17 protein-coding genes are annotated in these 21,904 nt (G+C 42.7%); 8 read left to right on the top strand and 9 right to left on the bottom strand.

Annotation, left to right across the window (positions count from 1 at the left end; all coding sequences use genetic code 11):
• Nucleotides 1-54: 54 nt before the first annotated feature.
• From V7L07_RS05705 to V7L07_RS05690, 4 genes are all read right to left on the bottom strand, one after another.
• Nucleotides 55-2,115 carry a ribonuclease catalytic domain-containing protein gene (locus V7L07_RS05705; protein ID WP_335055822.1) on the bottom strand — a complete coding sequence of 687 codons (2,061 nt, stop codon included), beginning with the start codon at nt 2,113-2,115 and terminating at the stop codon, nt 55-57.
• A 183-nt stretch (nt 2,116-2,298) separates the two neighbouring features.
• Nucleotides 2,299-2,514 carry a 30S ribosomal protein S18 gene (rpsR, locus tag V7L07_RS05700; RefSeq protein WP_012411240.1) on the bottom strand — a complete coding sequence of 72 codons (216 nt, stop codon included), beginning with the start codon at nt 2,512-2,514 and terminating at the stop codon, nt 2,299-2,301.
• A gap of 2 nt (nt 2,515-2,516) precedes the next feature.
• Nucleotides 2,517-2,711: a 50S ribosomal protein L33 gene (rpmG, locus tag V7L07_RS05695; RefSeq protein ID WP_094333178.1), complete on the bottom strand. Its 195-nt coding sequence runs from the start codon at nt 2,709-2,711 to the stop codon at nt 2,517-2,519.
• A gap of 43 nt (nt 2,712-2,754) precedes the next feature.
• Nucleotides 2,755-3,312 (bottom strand): RDD family protein, encoded by a 558-nt coding sequence (locus tag V7L07_RS05690; RefSeq protein ID WP_334695239.1) that lies wholly within the window; start codon nt 3,310-3,312, stop codon nt 2,755-2,757.
• A 255-nt stretch (nt 3,313-3,567) separates the two neighbouring features.
• On the opposite strand from V7L07_RS05690, the gene V7L07_RS05685 reads away from it, so the two are divergent.
• Together V7L07_RS05685 and V7L07_RS05680 are read left to right on the top strand one after the other, a co-directional pair.
• Nucleotides 3,568-4,200: a PEP-CTERM sorting domain-containing protein gene (locus V7L07_RS05685; RefSeq protein WP_335055820.1), complete on the top strand. Its 633-nt coding sequence runs from the start codon at nt 3,568-3,570 to the stop codon at nt 4,198-4,200.
• Between the two features lie 60 nt (nt 4,201-4,260).
• Nucleotides 4,261-5,496, top strand: coding sequence for a molybdopterin molybdotransferase MoeA (locus tag V7L07_RS05680; RefSeq protein WP_335055818.1), 1,236 nt, complete (start codon nt 4,261-4,263; stop codon nt 5,494-5,496).
• Nucleotides 5,497-5,617: 121 nt separating this feature from the next.
• Here the strand turns inward: V7L07_RS05680 and V7L07_RS05675 are convergent, their stop codons facing one another.
• Nucleotides 5,618-8,086, bottom strand: coding sequence for an endonuclease MutS2 (locus V7L07_RS05675; protein ID WP_335055816.1), 2,469 nt, complete (start codon nt 8,084-8,086; stop codon nt 5,618-5,620).
• A gap of 543 nt (nt 8,087-8,629) precedes the next feature.
• On the opposite strand from V7L07_RS05675, the gene V7L07_RS05670 reads away from it, so the two are divergent.
• Together V7L07_RS05670 and V7L07_RS05665 are read left to right on the top strand one after the other, a co-directional pair.
• Nucleotides 8,630-9,307, top strand: coding sequence for a DUF1449 domain-containing protein (locus V7L07_RS05670; RefSeq protein ID WP_335055814.1), 678 nt, complete (start codon nt 8,630-8,632; stop codon nt 9,305-9,307).
• A 20-nt stretch (nt 9,308-9,327) separates the two neighbouring features.
• Nucleotides 9,328-11,277 (top strand): flotillin family protein, encoded by a 1,950-nt coding sequence (locus tag V7L07_RS05665; protein ID WP_335055812.1) that lies wholly within the window; start codon nt 9,328-9,330, stop codon nt 11,275-11,277.
• Nucleotides 11,278-11,434: 157 nt separating this feature from the next.
• Here V7L07_RS05665 and V7L07_RS05660 read toward each other — a convergent pair whose 3' ends face one another.
• Nucleotides 11,435-11,731: a DUF2288 domain-containing protein gene (locus tag V7L07_RS05660; RefSeq protein WP_334767537.1), complete on the bottom strand. Its 297-nt coding sequence runs from the start codon at nt 11,729-11,731 to the stop codon at nt 11,435-11,437.
• A gap of 589 nt (nt 11,732-12,320) precedes the next feature.
• Here V7L07_RS05660 and V7L07_RS05655 point away from each other — a divergent pair.
• From V7L07_RS05655 to V7L07_RS05645, 3 genes are all read left to right on the top strand, one after another.
• Nucleotides 12,321-12,605, top strand: coding sequence for an HU family DNA-binding protein (locus V7L07_RS05655; protein WP_010998076.1), 285 nt, complete (start codon nt 12,321-12,323; stop codon nt 12,603-12,605).
• A gap of 26 nt (nt 12,606-12,631) precedes the next feature.
• Nucleotides 12,632-13,759 carry a threonine-phosphate decarboxylase CobD gene (cobD, locus tag V7L07_RS05650; protein WP_335055810.1) on the top strand — a complete coding sequence of 376 codons (1,128 nt, stop codon included), beginning with the start codon at nt 12,632-12,634 and terminating at the stop codon, nt 13,757-13,759.
• Nucleotides 13,760-13,875: 116 nt separating this feature from the next.
• Nucleotides 13,876-15,327, top strand: coding sequence for a dihydrolipoyl dehydrogenase family protein (locus V7L07_RS05645; protein ID WP_335055808.1), 1,452 nt, complete (start codon nt 13,876-13,878; stop codon nt 15,325-15,327).
• A gap of 166 nt (nt 15,328-15,493) precedes the next feature.
• Here V7L07_RS05645 and V7L07_RS05640 read toward each other — a convergent pair whose 3' ends face one another.
• A complete protein-coding gene (locus V7L07_RS05640) occupies nt 15,494-16,213 on the bottom strand; it encodes a diacylglycerol/polyprenol kinase family protein (RefSeq protein WP_335055806.1) in 720 nt (239 codons plus the stop codon).
• 14 nt (nt 16,214-16,227) lie between these two features.
• Nucleotides 16,228-18,000 carry a DUF3685 domain-containing protein gene (locus V7L07_RS05635; protein WP_335055804.1) on the bottom strand — a complete coding sequence of 591 codons (1,773 nt, stop codon included), beginning with the start codon at nt 17,998-18,000 and terminating at the stop codon, nt 16,228-16,230.
• 141 nt (nt 18,001-18,141) lie between these two features.
• On the opposite strand from V7L07_RS05635, the gene V7L07_RS05630 reads away from it, so the two are divergent.
• The gene (locus V7L07_RS05630; protein ID WP_335055802.1) at nt 18,142-21,159 is read left to right on the top strand and encodes a pentapeptide repeat-containing protein; all 3,018 of its coding nucleotides are present in this window, start codon (nt 18,142-18,144) and stop codon (nt 21,157-21,159) included.
• 97 nt (nt 21,160-21,256) lie between these two features.
• On the opposite strand, the gene V7L07_RS05625 is transcribed toward V7L07_RS05630, so the two are convergent.
• Nucleotides 21,257-21,703 (bottom strand): Fur family transcriptional regulator, encoded by a 447-nt coding sequence (locus V7L07_RS05625; protein WP_335055800.1) that lies wholly within the window; start codon nt 21,701-21,703, stop codon nt 21,257-21,259.
• Nucleotides 21,704-21,904 lie beyond the last annotated feature (201 nt).

Here is a 21,904-nt window from a genome sequence, read left to right as displayed (position 1 = left end):
AGCCTGTAGCAAGTATTACGAATAACTAATAACTAATGACTAATGACAAATTAGTTAATTCGCCGCTGTTTGAGCTTCTTGATAAATTATTTCTTGAAATTGGATCATATCTTTTTGTGGATCGGCGTGGCTAACTTTCACTACTATCTGTTCGCCCAAGTTCACAGAACGTTTGAAAACCATTGGTAACTGCAAGCCCAAATCTTCTAACAAAATTAGGGCTAAGTTGCTGTCTTCTCGCAGCCACATCAACACTGTCACATCCCAAGTTTCTTCTGGATGACGGCGTAAATACTCTAGAGCATAATATCTATTAGTTTGTCGTTCCACCATCGTCACCTCTTGGGTGATACTGGTGACAGTCATCATCACTTCTTTAAGTTGATCTGCGGAAAATGGCAAAACTTCACCCCGCAAATGGGCTTTAATTTGAAAGTGGGTGAGTAAGTCACTGTAGCGGCGGATGGGAGAGGTGGCTTGGGTGTAAGTATCTAAACCCAAACCAGCATGACGCAAAGGCGTAATGCTCATTTCACTCTTGGGCATACAACGACGCATGGCACAAGCGCGAACGAATCCGGCTGGAAGTAGCAGCAATTCCTCATCTGGAGGTAATTCTGGTTGCGGTTGACCACGGAAGGGCAAAGGTATGTTATGAGTTTTACCATAACGAGCCGCAACTTCACCGGCAACAATCATCATTTCTGCTACCAGTTGCCGCGATGGGGAATCGTCTAAAATATCAATGTGGATCTCCTCACCTTTGACTTTAATCGTCGCTTCGGGCATAGTGATGCTAATTGCCCCTTGGGCGTAACGCCAAGCTCTCCGCCGCTGTGCCCAAATAGCGATCGCCGCAATTTCCGGTTCTGCTTGTACCCGTAATTGCAGCATTTCATCGACATCTTCGTAGGTGAGGCGATAAGTCGGCTTAATCAAGCTGGTATGAATGCTATAATCTTGTACTCCCCCAGTTGTACCTAAAATAATTCCGAAACTGAGGGCGCAACAAATTCTTCCCTGAATCAGACTCATTGGCCCAGTTGCCAATACTTCGGGAAACATGGGAATCATCCCCGTCGGTAAATAGACTGTAGTACCGCGCTTTCTGGCTTCTAAATCTAATTCATCTTCCGGTACTAACCATCTAGTGGGATCGGCGATATGCACCCAGAGGCGTTCCCGTCCATCGGGTAGTACTTCCCAACTCAGACCATCGTCAATCTCTGTGGTCGTTTCATCATCAATGGTGTACACCTTCAGGTGAGTCAGATCAAGGCGGTTTGTATCTGAGTCAATTGGCGGGAAATCCAAACGCTGTTGCGCCACTTCTAATACCTTATGAGGAAATTGAATCGGAATTGAAGAACGACGCAGGAACAAGTTTTCATAAGGACTCCAGTAACCCAAATCTACCAATAATTGAAAGGCCCCTTGGGGCGTTGTGGGTCGTCCCAGCATGGTCATTGTTTCTAATACGGCAGCACTGGGCGGATAAGCGCGAGCCAAGGAGTCATAATTAACCCCCGTCCGCACGGTATCAGCGATTAACGCTGCGTATTTCTCTAGTCCTTCTAAGCGCTGGCGATCGTGACGCCCCCACTCTACGGCTTCACCTTTGAGCGCCTGCTCTACACGAACTAAAAATTCCTGCTGTCCCTTAGCTTTTAGTGCCTCTACTTCTACTTGGTGCTGGCGTTCTGCAACTTGAGCAGCAGTTCGGGCTTCGTAAGCGTCTCCTTTTTGCTTGAAATAGAGTTTATCGTCTGATAACAAGCAATAGGCGGCATAACAAAGAGGCGCGGCTGATTCGGAAAATAGCAGATTCGCCATTTGGTCGGGAGTAACAGTTTCCCCATCTTCAACCAGTAATTCCCAAGCTACTTCTAAGCTAGATGGGTCTAAATAAGGCTTGACCTGCTCCAAAAAGCTGGCAATCTCAGAGGTCTTGTAAGTCTGTCCGGTAACTGTATAGGTTATTTGTCTAGGCGCGAGGCTGTGGGATTGACCACGTTCGTCTACCACAAACCAGCGGGTTTTCCCGTCTGGACGTTCTACGATGCCCAGACGGCGATCGCCTTGAACCCTAAATTCAACTAGCGTCCCCTTCTCCACAACTCTCGCACTCTAATAATTTTAGATTTTAGATTTTGGATTTTGGATCTTATAACTGGTGTTAAATCCTAAATCCAAGGGTTTTTCATTCAGCAATCTATTTTACACTCTCTGATTCAGATTTGAGATTTTGGACTTTCTCTTTAATAATCCAAAATCTAAAATCCCAAATCCAAAATTGTTTTAGCCTTCTGCATTGATAAATGGCAACAAAGCCACAATCCGCGATCGCTTAATTGCTAATGTCAACTCTCGCTGTTGCTGAGATGTCAGCCCTGTAATCCGACGTGGCAGTATCTTACCCCGCTCGGTGACAAACTTACGTAATAAATCAACATCTTTATAATCGATTGGTTCTCCTGGCTTGATCGGAGAAAGACGACGACGGAAATAACTCATCTTTACTTAATTTCCTTATGAACGGTATGTTTGTTGCAGTGGGTGCAGAACTTTTTCAGTTCTAGCCTGTTAGTCGTGTTGCGGCGATTCTTTGTACTGGTATAACGTGAAACACCAGCAGAACGCTTATCTGAATTTGTCCGACACTCTGTACACTCTAGTGTGACAATTATACGGGCGCCTTTACTCTTAGCCATAATCTTACAAACAGTGGAGCCTGAAGAGAATAAACACAAATGACTATCTTCTCACATTCCGCCGCATATTATCAACTAATCTTTTAATTTTTATATCGAGCGAGTAGCCACGGCGCGACGAGACGATGAAAGTTCCACAATAGCGATCGTGCAAAGCCTGCCGCATCTGGGTATCAGAGAAGGCAGTGCCACAATCGATCGCTAGGGGAAATACTAGCAGTATAGCAGTGGGATTGGCTCTAATATTGCTCAGGGCAATTGACACTAATAAAGCACCCAAGCCGATAATCGCCTCTCGCTTCACCAGTGAGAGCAAATCTGGAATTCTACCCACTACTTCACCATCTTCGACTTCCAACACCTTTAAATCGAAAGCCCAACGCCCTAAACTTTGCCCTTGATTGTTGTATGGCACCAGTACCCGTGAAACTAGCCAAAGTATGACAAAAACTAAGATTTCCACAAATTGAATCCCGATATCGCCGCCTCCCAGCAGGGAACTGACTAACCAGACACCAAGGAAATCTAGTCCTAATGCCATACCTCGCCGCCCAATTTCAGCCTTGGGATAGTGTTTTTGGGGAAGTCGTTCGATAGTCATACAAAATAGGTATTTTTATTTAGGGGTTGGAGAATAATAATTACTCCTGTTTTTTATATTAATATGATTGCCAATAGACCACGCTGTAGGGGCAATTCATGTAGACGCGTTCGCGGAGCGTCTCGTAGAGAAGCGGCTTCCCGCAGGGTATTGCCCCTACGACAAATATGTTTTTTTTACATACTACATATTTGATGTTTATTGTCAATGCGTAAGTCCTAAAAACTTAATTTTAACTAATTTGGAAGTTGTATCATGATGCATCTGTTTACAAAAACAGCTATTAGTCTAGTGACGACTACTGCTTTAGGATTAGCGATCGCTATAACCACCAACAACCTAGTTCATGCTGCTGAATTCAAATTTAACTGGAAGGGAGACACCGGTTATTTAGCTCAAGGTTCATTTAACTACGATACAACAACTGCTCCCAACATCATTTCTGAGTCAGGTTCGGGAGCTACAAATAACTTACAGTCCCTCTCAATTTCCTTTTTTGATCCATTGAATAATCTCATAAATAGTTTTACTCCAGTGCTGAATGGTGTATCTAACTACAGTTTTCTGAGGTTCAACTTTGATAACACTACGCAACAAATCTTTGGCCCCTTTGATGTTGGCAAGGATGATGAGCTTCCTGGTGACACATGGCTGAATAATAATCTCGCACTCATAGATGAAGGTTTTAGTAATGAGGTTCTAGTTAGAGAATTTGGTTTTAACAATAGAGATACAGCAGGCACAAAGCAAATACTAGATTTAAGTAACAATTTGGTTCAGGTATTCAAAGTCCCCGAAGGAAACATCATTATTGGTTTACTGGCAGTGTGTAGTTTAGGATTTACTCTCAAGCAGAAATCAATCCAAAATCCCAAATCTAAAATCTAAAATCTAAAATTGGTCAGTGTTACTTTACAGGGATAAAAGAGAAAGTCGGAGGCGATCGCTATGTTATCAGTCAGCGATGCAGAAGCAATTATTTTAAATTTGGTACAACCGTTGGATCGTCAACGGGATACAGAAGTTGTCGATTTATTCACAGCAGATAGTCGCATTTTGGCAACACCTGTCACCAGTTCGCTAGATTTTCCCCATTGGGATAATTCGGCAATGGATGGCTATGCAGTTCGCTACGAAGATGTACAGCACTCTAGTGCCGAACAACCAGCCATTTTAGAAATTGTTGAAGATATTCCGGCTGGGTATCAGCCTCAGTCTACGATTCAACTAGGGCAAGCCGCACGTATTTTCACAGGTGCGGTGATCCCAGCAGGTGCGGATACTGTAGTGATGCAAGAGAAGACATGCCGGGAGGAAAACCGCGTATTTATCCTGGCTGCACCAAAACCGCAAGAATTTGTCAGACACAAAGCATCTTTTTATCAAGCTGGAACACAACTACTACCAGCAGGAATTAAGTTAAATGCCTCAGAAATTGCCGTATTGGCAGCAGCACAGTGTCCGCAATTAAGTGTTTACCGCCGTCCACGGATAGCAATTTTATCTACTGGTGATGAGTTGGCAACAATTGATCAGCCGTTACAACCAGGGCAAATTGTGGATTCTAATCAGTATGCGATCGCAGCTTTGGTAAAAGAAAGTGGCGCAGAACCCTTAATTTTAGGCATTGTGAAAGATGATCCAGTTGCTCTGGAGAAAGTTATTAGCCACGCCGTTGCGATCGCTGATATAGTCATCTCTTCTGGTGGTGTTTCAGTGGGAGATTATGATTATGTTGACAAAATTCTCGAATCGCTAGGAGCAAAAATCTACATTCGGGCTGTAGAAATGAGGCCAGGAAAACCCCTCACCGTCGCCACCTTTCCCAGTCCCCAGTCCCCGCTTTATTTTGGTTTACCAGGGAATCCTGCGGCTGTATTGGTGACATTTTGGCGGTTTGTGCTACCAGCAATTAAAAAACTTTCGGGAATTACTGAAAGTTGGGAATCAGTATTTTTGAAAGTGCGATCGCATGATGAATTGCGATCGGATGGCAAGCGTGAAACTTACCTTTGGGGTAAATTGCATTTAATTAATGGAGTTTACGAATTTCACAAAGCTGGTGGTAGTCATAGTTCTGGTAATTTAATTAATTTAGCTCAAACCAATGCTTTAGCTGTTCTACCCATCGGTAGAACATTAATTTTGCCACAAGAAGAGGTGCAAGTTTTGCAACTTGGGTAATGGGGAAGTAGAGGGAGATGAGGGAGCAGGGTAAGTAGGTGGACAAAAATATTTATTTACAGTCATTGCGTTCGCCTTTGGCGTTCCCGTAGGGTACGAAGTGAAGCAAATTTCCTGCTCTTTATTTCATGTGAGCAACGGTAACACCGGTGCCGCCATCTGCTTGTTCTGCTGGTTCGTAGTTGTTCACTCTGGGATGCTGTTGCAAAAAGGCGTGAACGCCTTGTCGTAGCTTACCAGTGCCATACCCGTGAATAATCCAGACTGGGCCTGTAGCTTCCGAAATGGCTTTATCTAAAATGTATTCGGCATCAGCTACCCGTTTACCACGCAAATCGATGGTATTTTGGGAAGTCCGAATTTCTGGAACGCTTTGCGGTGGAGGGGTTACTGCTGCTGGGGCTGGCTTGGGTTTGACGACTGGTTCGGCTTTTTGACCATCTAAAGATTCTATATCTTCTAACTTCACAGCCATTTTCATTAGCCCAAAGCGAACGCTTAACTGGCCATCTTCATCAGGGGCAGTGATTACTTCTGCTACCTGTCCCAATTTGGGAACACGGATGCGATCGCCTACTTTCGGCATAAACCCAAGTTTTGGTTTTGCTGGTGTTGCTGGCTGATATTGCTGGCCAATTTGATTCAAAGCGTTGGTGGCTTGCTGCGCCTCTTGGGCTGTGGGCGTACCTTTCTGCAAACGGCGAATCACTTGGGCAATTTCACCTTTTGCTTGAGCGATCGCTTGTTGCACTGCTACTTCTTGTGAAGCCCGTAAACTGCTTTCTCTCTCCTCCAAACTTGCGGCTTTTGCGGATACTTCTTTGTATAAACGTTCCGCTTGCTGCAACAAAACTTGGGCTTCGGCAGCTTTGGTTTCTTGGCGGCGGCGTTGCGCTTCTAAGCCAGCAATCACCTGGTTAACTTCGTCTGTAGCCTCTCCCACTTGGGTTTTTGCCTGTTGTACTACTTCAGGTTTTAATCCCAAGCGCAGGGCAATAGTTAAAGCATTAGAACGTCCGGGGATGCCCCACAGCAGACGATAAGTTGGCGAGAGAGTACTTTCGTCAAATTCTACAGAGGCATTTTCAAAGCGATCGTCTTCGTATTTTAGGGCTTTCAGTTCGCCGAAGTGAGTGGTAGCAATAGTTAGCTGGGCATGGTTAGCGAGATATTGCAACAAGGCGATCGCTAAGGCACTACCTTCTACTGGATCGGTTCCTGCGCCGACTTCATCAAGTAAAACTAGGGATTGGGGAAGGTGGGGCCCCCTCTGGGGATAAGGGGTAATGGGGATTAGGGATTGGGGATTAGGAATTTCCTTTTCCCCAGTCCCCAGTCCCAAGTCCCCAGTCCCCAATGCTTCTAAAATCCGACTAATTCGGCGGATGTGTCCAGAGAATGTGGATAAACTTTGCTGTAAGGATTGTTCATCGCCAATATCTGCCAGCACTTTATCAAACCAAGGTATTTCTACTGGTTCGCGGGCGGGGACAAATAAACCCACTTTCGCCATCAATGCTGCTAATCCCAAGGTTTTTAAGCTTACAGTTTTACCGCCAGTATTTGGCCCGGTAATTGTCACTACCCGAATTTGCGGACTAATCAACAAATCTACGGGAATTACTGGTTGCCCTTGTTCGTGCTGTTGCTGCCACACTAACAAAGGATGTCGTAAGTTCCGCAAGGTAATGATTTCCTTGTCTTCCCGGTGGATAAATCGCGGGGGATTCGCCCCTAGCCAGTAACTATATCGCGATCTCGCGGTTGCCAAATCTAAGGTGGTGGCGATCGCTAACAATCTTTCTAAATCTGGTTTGACTGCGGCGACAAGTTCTGTCAAAATGCGGCGAATAGTTTCTTCTTCGGCTTGTTCTCTTCTGATGATCTGCCGTAGTTGGTTGCCTAGAGGCACTACTGAATTCGGTTCTACGTACAGTGTTGCACCACTAGTAGAGGTATCGTGAACAATACCGGGGATGGCATCTTTTTGGGGTGCTTTTACAGGGATGACAAAGCGATCGCTGCGTTGCGTAATTAGCTGTTCTTGAACTGCGCCAGATTTTGCCTGTAAGATATTTTGCAGTTTTTGAGTAATTTGGCTGCGTAATCGGCGCAAGTCTGTGCGAATTTCTCCCAATTTTTGACTCGCGCGATCAGTTACCTGGGCCCGTTCATCAATACAACGGTGAATTTCCTGTTCTAGTTCGGGATAAGTCCGCAAATCGGCAACTAAATCAGTGAGTATCGGCAAATCTTCCTGATTGTCAATGACACGGCGCAAATTTCTCGCACCAGCGAGGGTAGTGGCGATCGCTAACAGTTCATCCCCTGTCAAAGTCCCACTGCGTTCTGCACGTTCTAAGGAATCGCCAATATCTTGAATTCCCTCAAATGACAGTCCCGTAGTCAGGCGATTTTCCAGTTGGTAGACTTCTTTGGTTTGCTCTAACAACTGTTCGCTTTGGATCTGAGAATCGGGTATTTTCAGATGACGCGCAGCTGTCGCCCCTAGCTTAGTTGCCGCAAAGGTGGCAAGGTGCTGGCAGAGGCGATTCCATTCTAATAGTTCTAAGGTTTCAGATTGGATCAAGGTTTCAACATCTAATCTGAAATTATCGTAACAATTATAGTTCCTAGATGGATAAATCTTAAAGAAGAAAATTTTGCTTTAGTCTGAGGCATGGTTTGGGCTGCGGCAACGCCTTAAGCCAATCCACTCTGCGAAATCTTACCATAGACTTTCCGCAAAATTCAGTTATTTTGCTCTCTGCTTACCTGGATTTTTATCTGCCGATGTTTTTTATAATACATTGTATGCGGAGGCATTATCTTAAAAAAGTTAACCATTCTTATTTACCTTATATAAACATACAGCAGGACTACTTATCTTAAAAAAGAGACTTTTTATAGACATAAAATTATTTTTTATTGATTAAGATTTTGGTTAATATTTTATTCAAAATTTTAAGAAAAATATTCTTTTTTTAAATAAAATTAAATCTATATTTTTCTGGTCAAATGGTCAGGAAATAAATAATGTAGCTTGTTATATTGACATTTGTAGTATTAATCAAATAAATTCAAATAGATTAGATGTTACAAAACTACCAGCACAGATCATTTACGAAATATTATGCTGTTTAGCCCAGCCAACTTGCCCTATTGGATATTTCTGGGAATCGGAGTCTTACTATTCTTGTTTATGATAATTTCTGGCGGGGGAGGGCAAGATATTGATGCAGATGTTGATGTAGATGCAGACTTCGATGCAGATAGCAATAGCGAATTGGGTTTTGGACAATTCCTGGGATGGGTAGGTATTGGGAAAGCACCACTCATATTGTTATTGGCAACAGATTTGAGTCTGTGGGGTGTTTTGGGTTGGATGTTAAATGTTTGGATTAGTGGAAATTCCAATAGTAATATTACTGGTTTAATTGGGATTATTATATTATTTGGTTCGCTGATTATCAGTTTATTAATGGGAGGATTAATAGCAAGACCAATTGGCAAGATTTTTGCCGATTTTGGTGAAGATGCAAGTAGCGATCGCTTGATAGGTTGCATTGGGATTGTTACGTCTGCTTACATTCCTACCGAAAATCTAGGCAGAATTGGACAAGTAGATGTGCTAGATACAAAACGTAATCTTTTGACAGTTAGTGCTGTTTTACCAGACTGGGCGACGATTGCCCCGCAACGTGGAGAAAAAGTTTTAATCATTGAACACAAGGCACAAATTTACCTAGTTATTGCTAAAGATAGTCCCGATCAAGAACATTGGTTAACTAACTCACCCCATAAAAATTAAAGTTAGTGAGAGGAAAAAATATGCTTTTTTGGTTAACTTTTATCCAATCTTTACCTAGCATCACAATCGCTGAAGTTCCACAAATTAATTTGCAACCACAACAAAAGCAAACAACATTAATTTCCCAAACACTCCCAGTCATAATCCAGCCGACTGTTGCCCAAATTAGTGGGGGATTAGTGTTTCCTGGAGTTATTGCTGCTTTAGTTTTATTACTACTATTTAGCCTGTTTGCTTACACGCGGGTTTATGTAGTGACACCCAACAACGAAGCATTCGTGAGAACTGGGGGTCTTTTTATCAAAAAGAAATCAGTAATTCTCTATGGTGGTTGCATTGTTTTACCGGGATTTCATCAGTTAACTCGTGTACCTCTGCGAGAAATTTCCATTGATGTGGAACGTACTGGTAAACTCGCAGTTCGGACTAAAGATTATTTACGAGCAGATATTCGAGTCACTTTTTATGTATGTATTAATGCCTCTGAAGATGATGTTTTAACCGCAGCCGCTAGACTATCTCAAAATGGCATCAAAATTACTCCTGAAGATATTAAAAATGCTTTAGAAAAAAGAGCAGATGATGCAATTAGAGCAGCAGCCAAAACTAAGGATTTAGCGGAAATAGATTCTGATAAATTGGGGTTTGCTCAAGAGGTACTGAACTTAGTTGGCACCGATTTGAAAAAAGTCGGATTAACTCTAAATAACATCGCCATTTCCGAAATATTAGAAAGTGTTACTTACGATCCAGATAACTTTTTTGATGCTCAAGGCGTGCGCTTGCGAACCGAAATTATTCAACGTTCAATTCAACAAAAGCGGGAAGTTGAGTTAGTAGCCCAAGTGACAATTGAGCAAAAAGAACTAGATGCCCTCAAGCGATCGCTACAAATTGCCCAAGAACAAGAAGGTTCTAAACTAGAGCAAAAATTGCAAGTAGAAGCACTAAAAGCCCAGAAAGAACGCGAAATTCAAGAATCGAAAGATAGGGAGGCTGCAACAGTACGGCGTACCAAAATTTTGCAAGAACAATCAATTGAAGAAGAAGAAATTCGCAAAAAGTTATCGGTGCAGCAAAGCCAAATTGAAGCTGATATTTCTCTAGAAGAGCGGAATAAACAGCTAAAGGTAGCACAAGCACTGCAAAAACAAGAATCTGAGCTTGCAGAGATTGTACGCGAACAAAGTGTAGAATCTGGAAAGCTACAAGCACAAGTGCGGATAGCTGAGTCAGAACGAGAAGCAAAACTAGCTCAAGAAGATGTAGCGATCGCTATTGCTAACAAAAAACGCGAAAGCTTTGTTGCACAAGCACAACAAGCAAAAGCAGAGGAATCAGTTAAGACAGCAGGTGAAGTTGAAAAAGCCGAACGCAACAAACGCCTATCGGTGATTGCTGCGGAACGAGAAGCCGAAGAACGGAGTATTAGCGATCGCAACGTTGTAGAAATCGATGCTTTCCGCCGTCGCCGTCAAGCAGAAATCGCTCAACAAGCAGCCGAATTAGAAGCTGAAGCAATTCGCACCCTCGCAGCAGCTAACCGCGATAAAGTTTTAGCAGAAGCAGAAGGTATTCAAGCAAAAATTACCGCCGAAAACTCTATCAGTAACGCCAATCTCACTGCCAAAATTCTGACAACTATCTGGCCAGAATTAGCCGATAAATTACCAGAAATCGCCACCGCTTTAGCACCACAACCGGGAGTTTTAGGAGATACTCGTATTTATTCATTCCCTGGTGCTAATGGTAGTAATGGCAGTCAAGATATTAACAAACTACTACTATCTACAAGTGGACTTTCTTTAATTAATACTTTACTTGACGAAGGCAAATTAGGCGAATTAATCGGTCAAGTCAGCCAGCTAGTACGCGGCAATAACCAAGTCATAACTAGTAAATCAAGCCATCTTTCTTTAGAAACTAACCCAACACCAACTGTCATCGAAAACAACACAGAAACTAATTAGAATAATTCGTAATGATGCTCTCTACGAGACGCTAAAAGCGTAGCTTGCTTCCCTGTAAGGGTACGAATACTCGCTACCGCTACGCTAACGTAATTAAGTTTTGTAGCAGGTTCTAAAACTCTGCTACAAAATTTACTGCCAAATCTACAGAAGTTATTTAAGCAGCGGCTATTTCTTGTGCCAAAACGTAAGGCTGGACAATGAGAGTATTAAATCGCTTACTACGCTCAAGATTCCATTCTCCCACCTGTACTGTTGTGGGTTTGGTAATCAATAGCTCATCAATCCACTGTTGCACTGATGGAATGTGATCACTGGCGATCGCGACTCCAACATCTATCAAGTTTAAATCAGGTGCCACCAAAATTACTGCATCTCGTTGTACATGAGGAATTAGCCACTCCCACTCTGCCTCATCCAAAATCTTTGTTAATTCCGCTCTTAAATCCGACATTATTTCCCAATTTTTCTTTTCTAAGATACTATTCTACAAATGTTACAAATCGTAATCTGATTCTTAGGGCTATATTTCCAGATGCTTTAAAACGTCTGCCACATAGAGAGGATTTTTGCATCATATATAGTTTATTTGTACTACTAACTGCGATTTGATCGCTGTGTGAGACTTGAGGGTGCAGAATGTGGGTTGGATTTCCTTAATCTCAGCAATAACTCTTTAACATCGGTAATTAATCCCAACAAACGCTAACCATCTCCCACCTCGCTAATTCCCAGTTTTTTGGGAAATCGTGGTTTTTAATAGGTATTTTTTCCTATTTTTGGGGTGGTTTTTAGTGAAACAACTACCCTAAAATTACAAAACATCCTGAAATCTATATAAATTAATGCTTTCATCTATCCACATCAGGCTACAACACCTTAGAATGATTCATTGAAAAGTCGAGCCGATGGGATGTACAGCCGTTTTGAGTAAAAATACTCCCAAAGGATGATTTTTGTATTTCTGCGAACAAGTTTTTCGGTACAAGATGTATTAATTTGCATACGTACTGAAATCTCAAGTAAACCTTCAGGAGTTTGACATGAACAAAGGTGAATTAGTTGATGCCGTAGCTGAAAAAGCTAGTGTTACCAAGAAACAAGCGGATGCAGTCTTAACTGCCGCTTTGGAAACGATTATTGAAGCGGTTTCCTCTGGTGATAAGGTGACATTGGTGGGATTTGGTTCATTTGAATCACGGGAACGTAAAGCCCGTGAAGGTCGTAACCCGAAAACAAATGAAAAGATGGAAATTCCCGCCACGAGAGTACCTGCTTTCTCCGCAGGAAAACTGTTTAGAGAAAAGGTAGCACCCCCAAAAGCATAGGTTCTGTCTTCGGGAACCCTTTTTTAATGCGGCAACCTGCACACGGGGGAAATTTAGCCTGGGCAGCGGCACTGGCTGGCTGTCCCCCTGATGCTATTCTGGATTTTTCTGCTAGCATCAGCCCGTTGGGACCTCCAAACAGCGCGATCGCTGCTATACTGTCCCAAATTGGTAATCTTAAGCACTATCCAGACCCAAATTATAGTGAACTGAGACTAGCTCTCAGTCACTTCCATCAATTGCCGTCTGAGTGGATTCTGCCGGGTAACGGCTCCGCAGAATTACTCACTTTAATCGGTAGGGAATTAGCTCAATTAGCCGCGACAATTCTAATAACTCCAGCCTTTGGCGACTACTACCGAACCCTAAAGGCATACGACGCAAAAGTGCTGGAGTGTCCCCTGATTAGTTCTGAGCAACGAGTGCTGAGTGCTGAGTTATCGATTTTACTCAGCACTCAGCACTGGCTCAATGCCCTGCTACCGCTAACAGCAGTAGTTCAACGCTCCACTGCCGCTAACAGCACTCACTGTGGATTATTGCTGAATAATCCCCACAACCCAACTGGAAAGCTATTCTCGCGGGAGTCTATATTGCCCTACTTGGAGCAATTTGCTTTGGTTGTGGTGGATGAAGCATTTATGGATTTTGTGCCGCCCAATGAGGAACAAAGCCTGATTCCGGTGGTACAAGAATATCCAAATTTAGTAGTATTGCGATCGCTGACCAAATTTTACAGTCTCCCAGGATTGCGATTAGGATATGCGATCGCACACCCCGATTGTCTAGCAAAATGGCAGTTATGGCGCGATCCTTGGCCTGTAAACACACTAGCGGCAGCGGCGGCAATTGCAGCACTCCAAGATACGGAGTTTCAGCAGCAAACCTGGGCATGGCTACCACCTGCACGAAACCAACTCTTTCAGGGTTTAGCTGAAATCCCAGGATTGCACCCCCAAGCAAGTGCCGCTAACTTTTTACTAGTTGAGTCTCAACAGTCTACTTTGCAGTTGCAGCAACAATTACTCAAACATCATCAGATTTTAATCCGCGATTGCCTCAGCTTTCAAGAACTAGGCGATCGCTTTTTCCGGGTTGCTGTACGTGAAGAGTCCGATAACCAACGCTTACTAACAGCGTTGAGTGCTGAGTAATGAGTGCTGAGTGCTGAGTAATGAGTAATGAGTTGGGAATCTCACTTATTTACTCAGCACTGGCTCAATGCCTCGCTACCGCTAACAGAACTGTTTTGCCCAATGCCCAATGAAAAATGACAATTGACTACGATATTGTAATTATTGGTGGCAGTCTTGCTGGATATTACGCTGCCCTTGCTGCAACCCAACTACGTGCTACAGTTGCCCTGGTGGAACCCAAAGTAGATTATGGGTTTACTCATCATCATGCTCTTACGGAAATTGCTAAACTGGCACAGAAGTTAAATAATGCAGCCGGTTTTGGTATTCACGCCACACACACTAATACCTCAGAAAAATGCCATATATCTATGGCATGGCAAGAAGCGATGCTGTATGCTCAATGCCTCGCCTCAAATCTTAAAGAACAGCATTCTCCAGCTATCCTAGCCGCGCAGGGAGTCGATGTCATAGTTGGCAGTGGTCAATTTCAATCTTCTCCCCAACTAGCTTTTGCAGTTAACAATCGCCTATTACGTGCCCGTAACTATTTGCTAGCCACTGGTTCACGTCCAGAAATTCCTGAGATTGAAGGATTGCAAGCCACTGGCTATCTAACCCTGTCTAATATTTGGCAATCTTTACAGGGAGAGACATTACCAAAAAAGTGGGTAATTATCGGCGGAATTCCCCAAAGCATTGAAATCGCTCAAACTTTAGCGCGATTTGGTTGTAGTGTAACGTTAGTAGTCAAGCATCCTTATGTTCTCCCCTATTTAGAGCCTGAGATAGCCATATTGCTTCAGGCACAATTGGAAGTCGAGGGTGTGCGCGTCCTCACCGAAAAACCAGTAACTCAGGTGAAGCTAATTGAGGATAAAAAGTGGATTCAAGCAGGAGATAAGGCCTTTGAAACTGATGAAATTTTAGTCGCGACTGGACAACAGCCAAATCTTGAATCTCTCAATTTGGCAACAGTAGGCGTGAAATGGCATCGGCGTAGTTTAGTGGTGAATGATAAATTACAAACCACTAACCACCGCATTTATGCTTGTGGTGATGTAATTGGTGGTTACGACTTTGCCAATATTGCTAATTATGAAGCCAAAATTGCCCTGAATAATGCCCTCTTTTTCCCCAGGCTACGAGTAAATTATTGCTCCACTCCTTGGGCGATATTTTCTGTGCCGATGCTGGCGCAAGTCGGTTTGACTGAAGCCCAAGCAAAACGCCAATTTAGTAGAGATGTTTTAGTTTTGCCACAGTATTTTAAAACAGTAGCAGCAGCCCAAATTTGCGGCGAAACCACTGGTATGTGTAAATTAATTGTGCTACGCAATGGGGAAATTTTGGGAGCTTCGATATTGGGGGGAGAAGCTGGAGAATTAATTAATTTAATTGCCTTGGCAATATCACAAAAAATTAAAGTCAAAGATTTAGCAAATTTATCTCCCGTCTATCCCAGTTTCTCAGTAATTCTGGAACAGACTGCAAAAGAGTGGAGTAAACAAAAGTTAAATAGCAATATTGCTTTGCAAGAGTTTTTAGAAGGTTTCTTCCATTTCCGCCGCAATTGGAATTTATGAGTTATTGGGCATTGGGCATAACACTATATCGACTTTAAAATCTCGTTTTGCCTCGTTCCCAGCCTCCAGGCTGGGAATGTATTCCGAGAGGTTCTACCTCTCGTCAAGCCCCTAGAGGCGGAGCCTCGTGATAGCATTCCCAGTCGGAGACTGGGAACGAGGCGAATTACAAATTATTTAAAAATGCCTGCATTATCCACACTACTCCGGCTGCTACTAGAGGCACGCTGAGGTTATCTGTACCGTGTGGTGAGACTGCCTCTACTAGGGTGGCGAAAGTAGCAGTTACCACTGCCGTTAATAAGGCCCATCCTAAACCTAAAGGTGTTGCTAGGGGACTCAGCGACGAACCAGGTAGCAGCAACAGCACCAAGAAAATCACCACTGTACTTGCTACAAACATTGCTGCCGAACCTTCCCAGGAACGGACAGAATTTCCCACTTGGTATTTATGCTGTCCGAAGCGTCTACCGATTAATGCTGCTAGCGCATCACCCCAGGTCATTGCCATTATCCCAGCAACCGCGATCGCAACGCTATCTACTGGCCCATCTGGCCGCCACAGCAACCCGAATAACAGCGTCACTGAGATAGCAAAATAAACTGTACCAGGTGAGCTATCCTGGGTATCCATTGCGCCGATAATTCGGTAGCGGTAAAACAGGTAATTTAGTCCGATAAAGGTAGCAAAAGGTATAATTCCGATTTGCCAGTGCTTAAACAGCAGCAGGACACCGAAAACCCACATCCCTGCACCAATATGAATTACTTTGCGGGTCAAATCTGGCTTCACACCAAATAGCCTACGCAGTCCCTCGCCAATGATAAGCAGACTGGTGGCGTAAACATAAGAAATTGCTAGTCCGATAAAATCATTATTTGTCATTTGTTATTAGTGCTTCACTTGGGTCGATTGCTATTTCTTCTAAAGTTCTTTTCTACTGACGAAACGCTACCAATACCTTGAAGAATACCACGACCGATTAAACCTAAACCACGACCAACTATTTGAGTGAGAATGAAGACTATACCGCTACCTAAAAAAGATAATAGTGATTTTAGACGCGGTGCGATCGCATCACTAAATTCTAGGAGCAATGTCACTACTAAAGGAATATTAGAAAGTCTTACTAATTCCTGATTTCGAGGAGCATAAACTGAAGTATTGGCAATACCACGAGGCACTATTACAAATAGCTCATAACGGCTTTCAAATACTGCTTTTGGTTCATTTATATAATTTCTCAACCTATATTTCCATGACAAATCATTTCTAAATCTTTCAATCTCTCTTGTGGAAATTAATTGCTGCCCATAAAAATTTTGCTTAATCTCTTCTACATCTGCTAAAGAATTTAGTAATGGTTGCACTACCCCATTCGCTACCTGAATCAACAAGTTCTCTAAAATCATTAGTGCCTGAGACTTAGACTCAGCACTCACTACTGAATATGAGGTATTATCAATATTCAATTCTATTTGAAATATCAGATAAGAATACAACTCACAAATTAGCGGAATTTTATTGAGAATATCTCTTTGCACAACCTCTATATTTTGTAGCAATAAGTTAACAATTTCTATATTTTGATTACCTATTTGGATTCGAGAAAATTTCCCGAAAAAGTCTGTAACTGCTACTTGCCACAAGTCACGAATTAAGATATTCTTGACTTCATATAATTGATTTGTCTCAATGTTAGAAGCACGTAATTCATCCAACTGTTGAGCTAATTTTTGCAAAATTAGATAAAGTAATTCCCGCTTTTTATCTTCACGAAAGATGTCAATTTCTAAAGGTATCTCTGTGACATTTTTTAAAGGAAATTGAAGTTTAGTAACGCAAGATGCAAACAAGACAGATTGTAGTGTCCCTGGACTAAGTAAAGGTGACACAGTTTGCCTTTGTTGAATGGCACTGCTTGATGAAGGAGTCAAAGGCGGCTCATCAGCGATCGGAATTTCCTCTTGCTTTTCTTGTGATGAAACCAATAACCGATTTAGCAACCAACGAGCGGCTAACAGTTCTCGCCGCCGTCCAGCTAGAATTGCTCGATCTAGTACTGGTAATCCGGGAACTTGTAATTGTGCTGTTACTGCGGCTAGGGTGGCATCAATGTTAGTGTTCCCTGACAAACGGAAATTATTTCTGAGTTTAGAAAAGGGGAATGGGGAGTGGGGAGAGACGCGATTAATCGCGTCTGTACTAGGGAGTGGGGAATTAGGAGTGATGATTGCTTCCGCATCGCCAAACCAGTAAGAACCCCCATTTGCAACCTCTTGGATAGCAGCGACTAACTCAGCAAGTGGTGTACCTTTGGGGCAGTAGCCATTTACACCAATAGATTTTGCTGCTAATAGCAGTCCTTGTTCTTGGACAGAACTGAGGAGCAAAATTGGGAGGTTGGGATATGAGGCTCTGAGTTGGCGACAGAATTGTAAACCTAGCTGTTGACTGGTGGTAGAGCGACCATTACCGAACTCCAAAACTACCAAATTTAACTGGTTAGGGTCTTTTTGGGCAATTTCTGCTAAAATCTGCAAGGCAACGGTATCAGTTTCTACTGATGCGATCGCTACCAGGTTAGGAATTGCTTCCAGAGCTACCTGTAATCCCAGACGAAAAATGGGATCTTGGTCGATTAACAATAATTTTATCGGGCGATCGCTCATAATCCACTCAATACACAAGCAGTGTTTTTACCAATCAAAAAACAACTTTGATACAAAACTTAGTCTTTATCATTGTTACCTGTTTTCGCAAACTGATAAATCGATCATAATTGCCTCATGCAGCCTTGATTATGTAATTAAATGAACCTGAGTATTCGGCACTGGTTGGCAGAACGCCATATCGCAATCAATCAAATCAAAGGGTTTTCAGCGGGGCAGTTGGCAGGTATTGCCTACCGTATTGTTCAGGATATGGAAGTCAAAAGCCTTGTACCTTTTGATATCTGTACCTTGGTAGAGGTTTTAGAACTGCCCTTAAATATTGTTTGGGAAGAAATCAGTGTCATTTCCCGGTTGACAGAAAACCTGTTGCGTAGCCTCAGCCAAAAAAAACCATTAAAACGTAATGAAGGGACCTGGCTAGCGTTTCAGATTGCCTATCTCCAGGCTTTGCAAGCAATTTTAGAGCAGGAGTCAAGGCTGCAAAGACCGTGGCTAGACCGAGCAAGTATACCTGTCCAGCCACACATATTGATAGAGGATGTGGGTAAATTCATCCTTCAAGATCCGCAACTACAAGGATTACTGAAAACTCTCACTCCAGGTAAATTGACTGATACTCAAGCTGAACAAGCACTATCTTTGGTTGCAGATTCATTGCTAGTGCAACAAATAAATAGCGCTGTCATCGCTTGGTTAGTTGCCAATGGTACAGAGGAAATTGAAGCTAAACTCCTAACACAGCGTTTGGTCAACTCACTTCCGGGTGATATGCTGGTAGTTGTCACCGAAAATGCTGCACCTTTAGCCCAACTACAAAAATTTTTCCGATTGGGGATTTCATTATCTCCCAGCTTCGTCGCCCCAGAAGTTGGTTCTACAGTCGGTGAGAAAATTGATTTGCACCGAGAACATTACCGTGCAAGTTTGATTCAAAACCTCAGTCAGCCTTTGCTGATGGAATCCTTTGCTCTCAAGGATATCTATGTGCCACAAAAAGGCTTACCAATAGAGGAAAATATTTCTGAGCAGGATAAAAAAACTGTTAAACCAGTTGATTTAAAGACATGGGCAGAGCAACAGCTAACTGATTTAGAAACGATCGCTGTAATCGAGTCGGAACCTGGTTATGGAAAAACTAGTTTTTGCCAACTTTGGGCGGCGCAAGTTGCACAAGAATTATACCCGACTTGGATGCCGATAGTAATTCGGTTACGAGATGTAAAATACGGCAAAACTTTCATCGAAACCTTAAATTCTGCCTTTGGTGTTAATCTGTCAACTTGGTTAGAGCAAGAAAATATCCCTTGTCTCTTGTTGCTGGATGGTTTGGATGAACTACCCCATTCTGCTCAGGGTATCAGGGCGCAAGCAATTTTTCTTCAGCAATTATTGAACTTTCAATCTCAGCATCGACACAAAATTGTGTTGACTAGTCGTTCCATAACCTTACCAGAAATTGTCTCGGAACTACCGCTATTGTTGAAGCGAATTATTATCCAGCCATTAGATGTAGACGAACTTAAACAATGGTTTCAGCAGTGGGCAAAAGTGCAATCATTACCCATTGCTCAAAATTTATTTACATTGCTAAAACAGTCAGGGGTATTTGCTAGCCAGTCCAAATTAAGAGAATTATCTGTACTTGTTCGTCAACCTCTAATGCTACATTTGTTGGGCATTTTGCACCGCGACGGATTGCTAGATGATGAACTATTACAGTTAGCTGCTAATACCCAAAAGTCTTTTCTGTTATGGGAGATTCATCATCGTCTGAGTCGATGGTTATTGGGATATCCGCTAAGTGGTGGCATTAAGACGATGCTATTGCGTTCAGGATCGGCTCATATCCACCGCACTCCAGAAGCGATCGCTAATTTACTTGCTGGTCGTCATCCTCAAGATTTACTTGAGCAGATGCAAGCGATCGCTCTTAAAATTTTACACTCACAACGTCATCAAATTAATGTCGCTGGTGATTTTAATACTCTACCAGGGTTTTATTTTAAAATTCGGGATGTAGAAAGCTCAGGCGAAAGCGCAGCACAAAGTAGTTTAATTGAGTTTTCATACATCAAGTTAGGAGAATTTCTTTGTGCAGATGCTATTGCTGCCCAACTTAAATTTCTGACTCAGTACCAAGATGAGGTTTATGGTACACCAACTTTTGTGCTTGATTCTCCCAGTAGCGCAGCACAGTATATTTATAATTTACTAGGTTACGGCATACTTAGCCAAGAAATTGAAGAACTGGCGATCGCTGGATTACGCCGCCAGCAAAAGCACAAGTTTTCATTTGAAGTCTTGTTTCAACGTCTTTTATATTTCTGGCGTGCTTACTGTCAAGGACGTTGGTTAGATGAGGGGATAGCCCACAACGCTTTAACTAATTTTCACGCACTACAAAACCCTGTGAATGTTGAACAGGTGAATGCTGCGGTGGGACTGAATGTCTTGTTATTGCTTTGTGCTTGCTACCGAGAAACAAAAATTCCTTTTTGGCTTTGTGGGAATCCAGTTAATTTGACAGAATTCAACCCAGAGGCGCTGAGTGTGCTAATTGCAAGGACAACAGTTTTGCATAAAAGTGCTTTCGCAACCCGAATCAAGTCTCTGGCTGGACTCAATTTATCGGGAGCCTCTTTATTACAAGTGACGTTAACTGGGGTAAATCTTGAGCAAACAAACTTATCCAATGCGGAGTTAATGGGGGCAAATTTAGCTGGAGCCAATTTGCAACAGGCGAACCTCACAGGTGCGAACCTTGTAGGCGCAAACCTTGCAGGCGCAAACCTGCAACAGGCAAATCTTACAGGCGCAAACCTCCAACAGGCGAATTTAAGGGGGACAAATCTTAATTCTGCCAATCTCACCAATGCCTGTTTATTTGATGCAATTCTCACTGATACTGAGAAAAAATTTGCTGCTGATAATGGTGCTTTGTTCTCTAAAGAGTCGTTTCAAAGACTGAAACATTTGCGATCGCAGCAGCCTTTCTTAAACACCGTCCAAATCACCCCAAACATTGATGTGAATTGGAAAAATCCCCCTGCGATCGGACAAATTGAAAGCTGCGAAGGCGCAATTTTGCCAGTAGATTTATATGATGATGATGCCGATGATGAAACAGTTTTTGGCAATAATTCTATTGGGGAATAGGGGATTGGAAAGAGGCAGAGGGGCGGGGTGCGGGGGGCGGAGGGGAAAACTCTTCTCCCTTGCTCCCTCATGTCCCCCAGTCCCCAATCCCCAGTCCCTATCCCCCCTGCGAATTACGATAGCCAAAAAAGTTAATACTGTAGTCAGTAATCCGCACTCCTGTTTGTTCTTCAATTTTGCGGATAAAATCTTCTGGCAGTTCTACATGAACATCAAGAATTTGATTTGTATCTATACAGTTAACATGACTGTGAGAGTCACTGATATTACCGTACAAACGCCCATCACAGCGTTCAATACACTCAATGATGCCTTGACTTGATAATGCTTCTAAGTTTTGATAAACAGAAGTATGACCGATCTCTTTGCCTTGTAGGTTTAAGCGATCGTAAATCTCTCGTGCTGCAAGATGTTCATTTGCTTGCCAAAGTAGTTCCAGAATAAAACGACGCTGACGACTGACGCGCATACCCAGGATTTGACAGCGCTCAAGCGCATCTTCTAAGGAACGAATTGGTTTTGTAGTAATTGTTTGTTTTTGCATATTACAGCTTGTTAACTGTTGAGGGAATTTTCCCATCTAAATGTTTATTGGTTATTTAATATATGCAATGATATTGCACACCGCTGTTTTACCTGTACTTATGTTTTGGCTTTTGATGCTGCGGAAGTAACAGATGGCGATAATGATTTTTTTTGGCTTGTATGACGGCTACTTTGTCAGACCTTAATCTAAAACAAACTC

The organism is Nostoc sp. (assembly GCF_036916985.1).
Lineage (GTDB): Bacteria > Cyanobacteriota > Cyanobacteriia > Cyanobacteriales > Nostocaceae > Nostoc.
The sequence above is the reverse complement of the archived record's forward strand: the minus strand, read 5'-3'. Positions and strand labels throughout refer to the sequence as shown.

Excerpts from the sequence above, each read along its gene's own strand:
- rpsR (WP_012411240.1), bottom strand. The coding sequence starts at position 2,514 with ATGAGTTATTTCCGTCGTCGTCTTTCTCCGATCAAGCCAGGAGAACCA.
- rpmG (WP_094333178.1), bottom strand. The coding sequence starts at position 2,711 with ATGGCTAAGAGTAAAGGCGCCCGTATAATTGTCACACTAGAGTGTACA.
- V7L07_RS05690 (WP_334695239.1), bottom strand. The coding sequence starts at position 3,312 with ATGACTATCGAACGACTTCCCCAAAAACACTATCCCAAGGCTGAAATT.
- V7L07_RS05685 (WP_335055820.1), top strand. The coding sequence starts at position 3,568 with ATGATGCATCTGTTTACAAAAACAGCTATTAGTCTAGTGACGACTACT.
- V7L07_RS05680 (WP_335055818.1), top strand. The coding sequence starts at position 4,261 with ATGTTATCAGTCAGCGATGCAGAAGCAATTATTTTAAATTTGGTACAA.
- V7L07_RS05670 (WP_335055814.1), top strand. The coding sequence starts at position 8,630 with ATGCTGTTTAGCCCAGCCAACTTGCCCTATTGGATATTTCTGGGAATC.
- V7L07_RS05665 (WP_335055812.1), top strand. The coding sequence starts at position 9,328 with ATGCTTTTTTGGTTAACTTTTATCCAATCTTTACCTAGCATCACAATC.
- V7L07_RS05660 (WP_334767537.1), bottom strand. The coding sequence starts at position 11,731 with ATGTCGGATTTAAGAGCGGAATTAACAAAGATTTTGGATGAGGCAGAG.
- V7L07_RS05655 (WP_010998076.1), top strand. The coding sequence starts at position 12,321 with ATGAACAAAGGTGAATTAGTTGATGCCGTAGCTGAAAAAGCTAGTGTT.
- cobD (WP_335055810.1), top strand. The coding sequence starts at position 12,632 with ATGCGGCAACCTGCACACGGGGGAAATTTAGCCTGGGCAGCGGCACTG.
- V7L07_RS05645 (WP_335055808.1), top strand. The coding sequence starts at position 13,876 with ATGACAATTGACTACGATATTGTAATTATTGGTGGCAGTCTTGCTGGA.
- V7L07_RS05640 (WP_335055806.1), bottom strand. The coding sequence starts at position 16,213 with ATGACAAATAATGATTTTATCGGACTAGCAATTTCTTATGTTTACGCC.
- V7L07_RS05635 (WP_335055804.1), bottom strand. The coding sequence starts at position 18,000 with ATGAGCGATCGCCCGATAAAATTATTGTTAATCGACCAAGATCCCATT.
- V7L07_RS05630 (WP_335055802.1), top strand. The coding sequence starts at position 18,142 with ATGAACCTGAGTATTCGGCACTGGTTGGCAGAACGCCATATCGCAATC.
- V7L07_RS05625 (WP_335055800.1), bottom strand. The coding sequence starts at position 21,703 with ATGCAAAAACAAACAATTACTACAAAACCAATTCGTTCCTTAGAAGAT.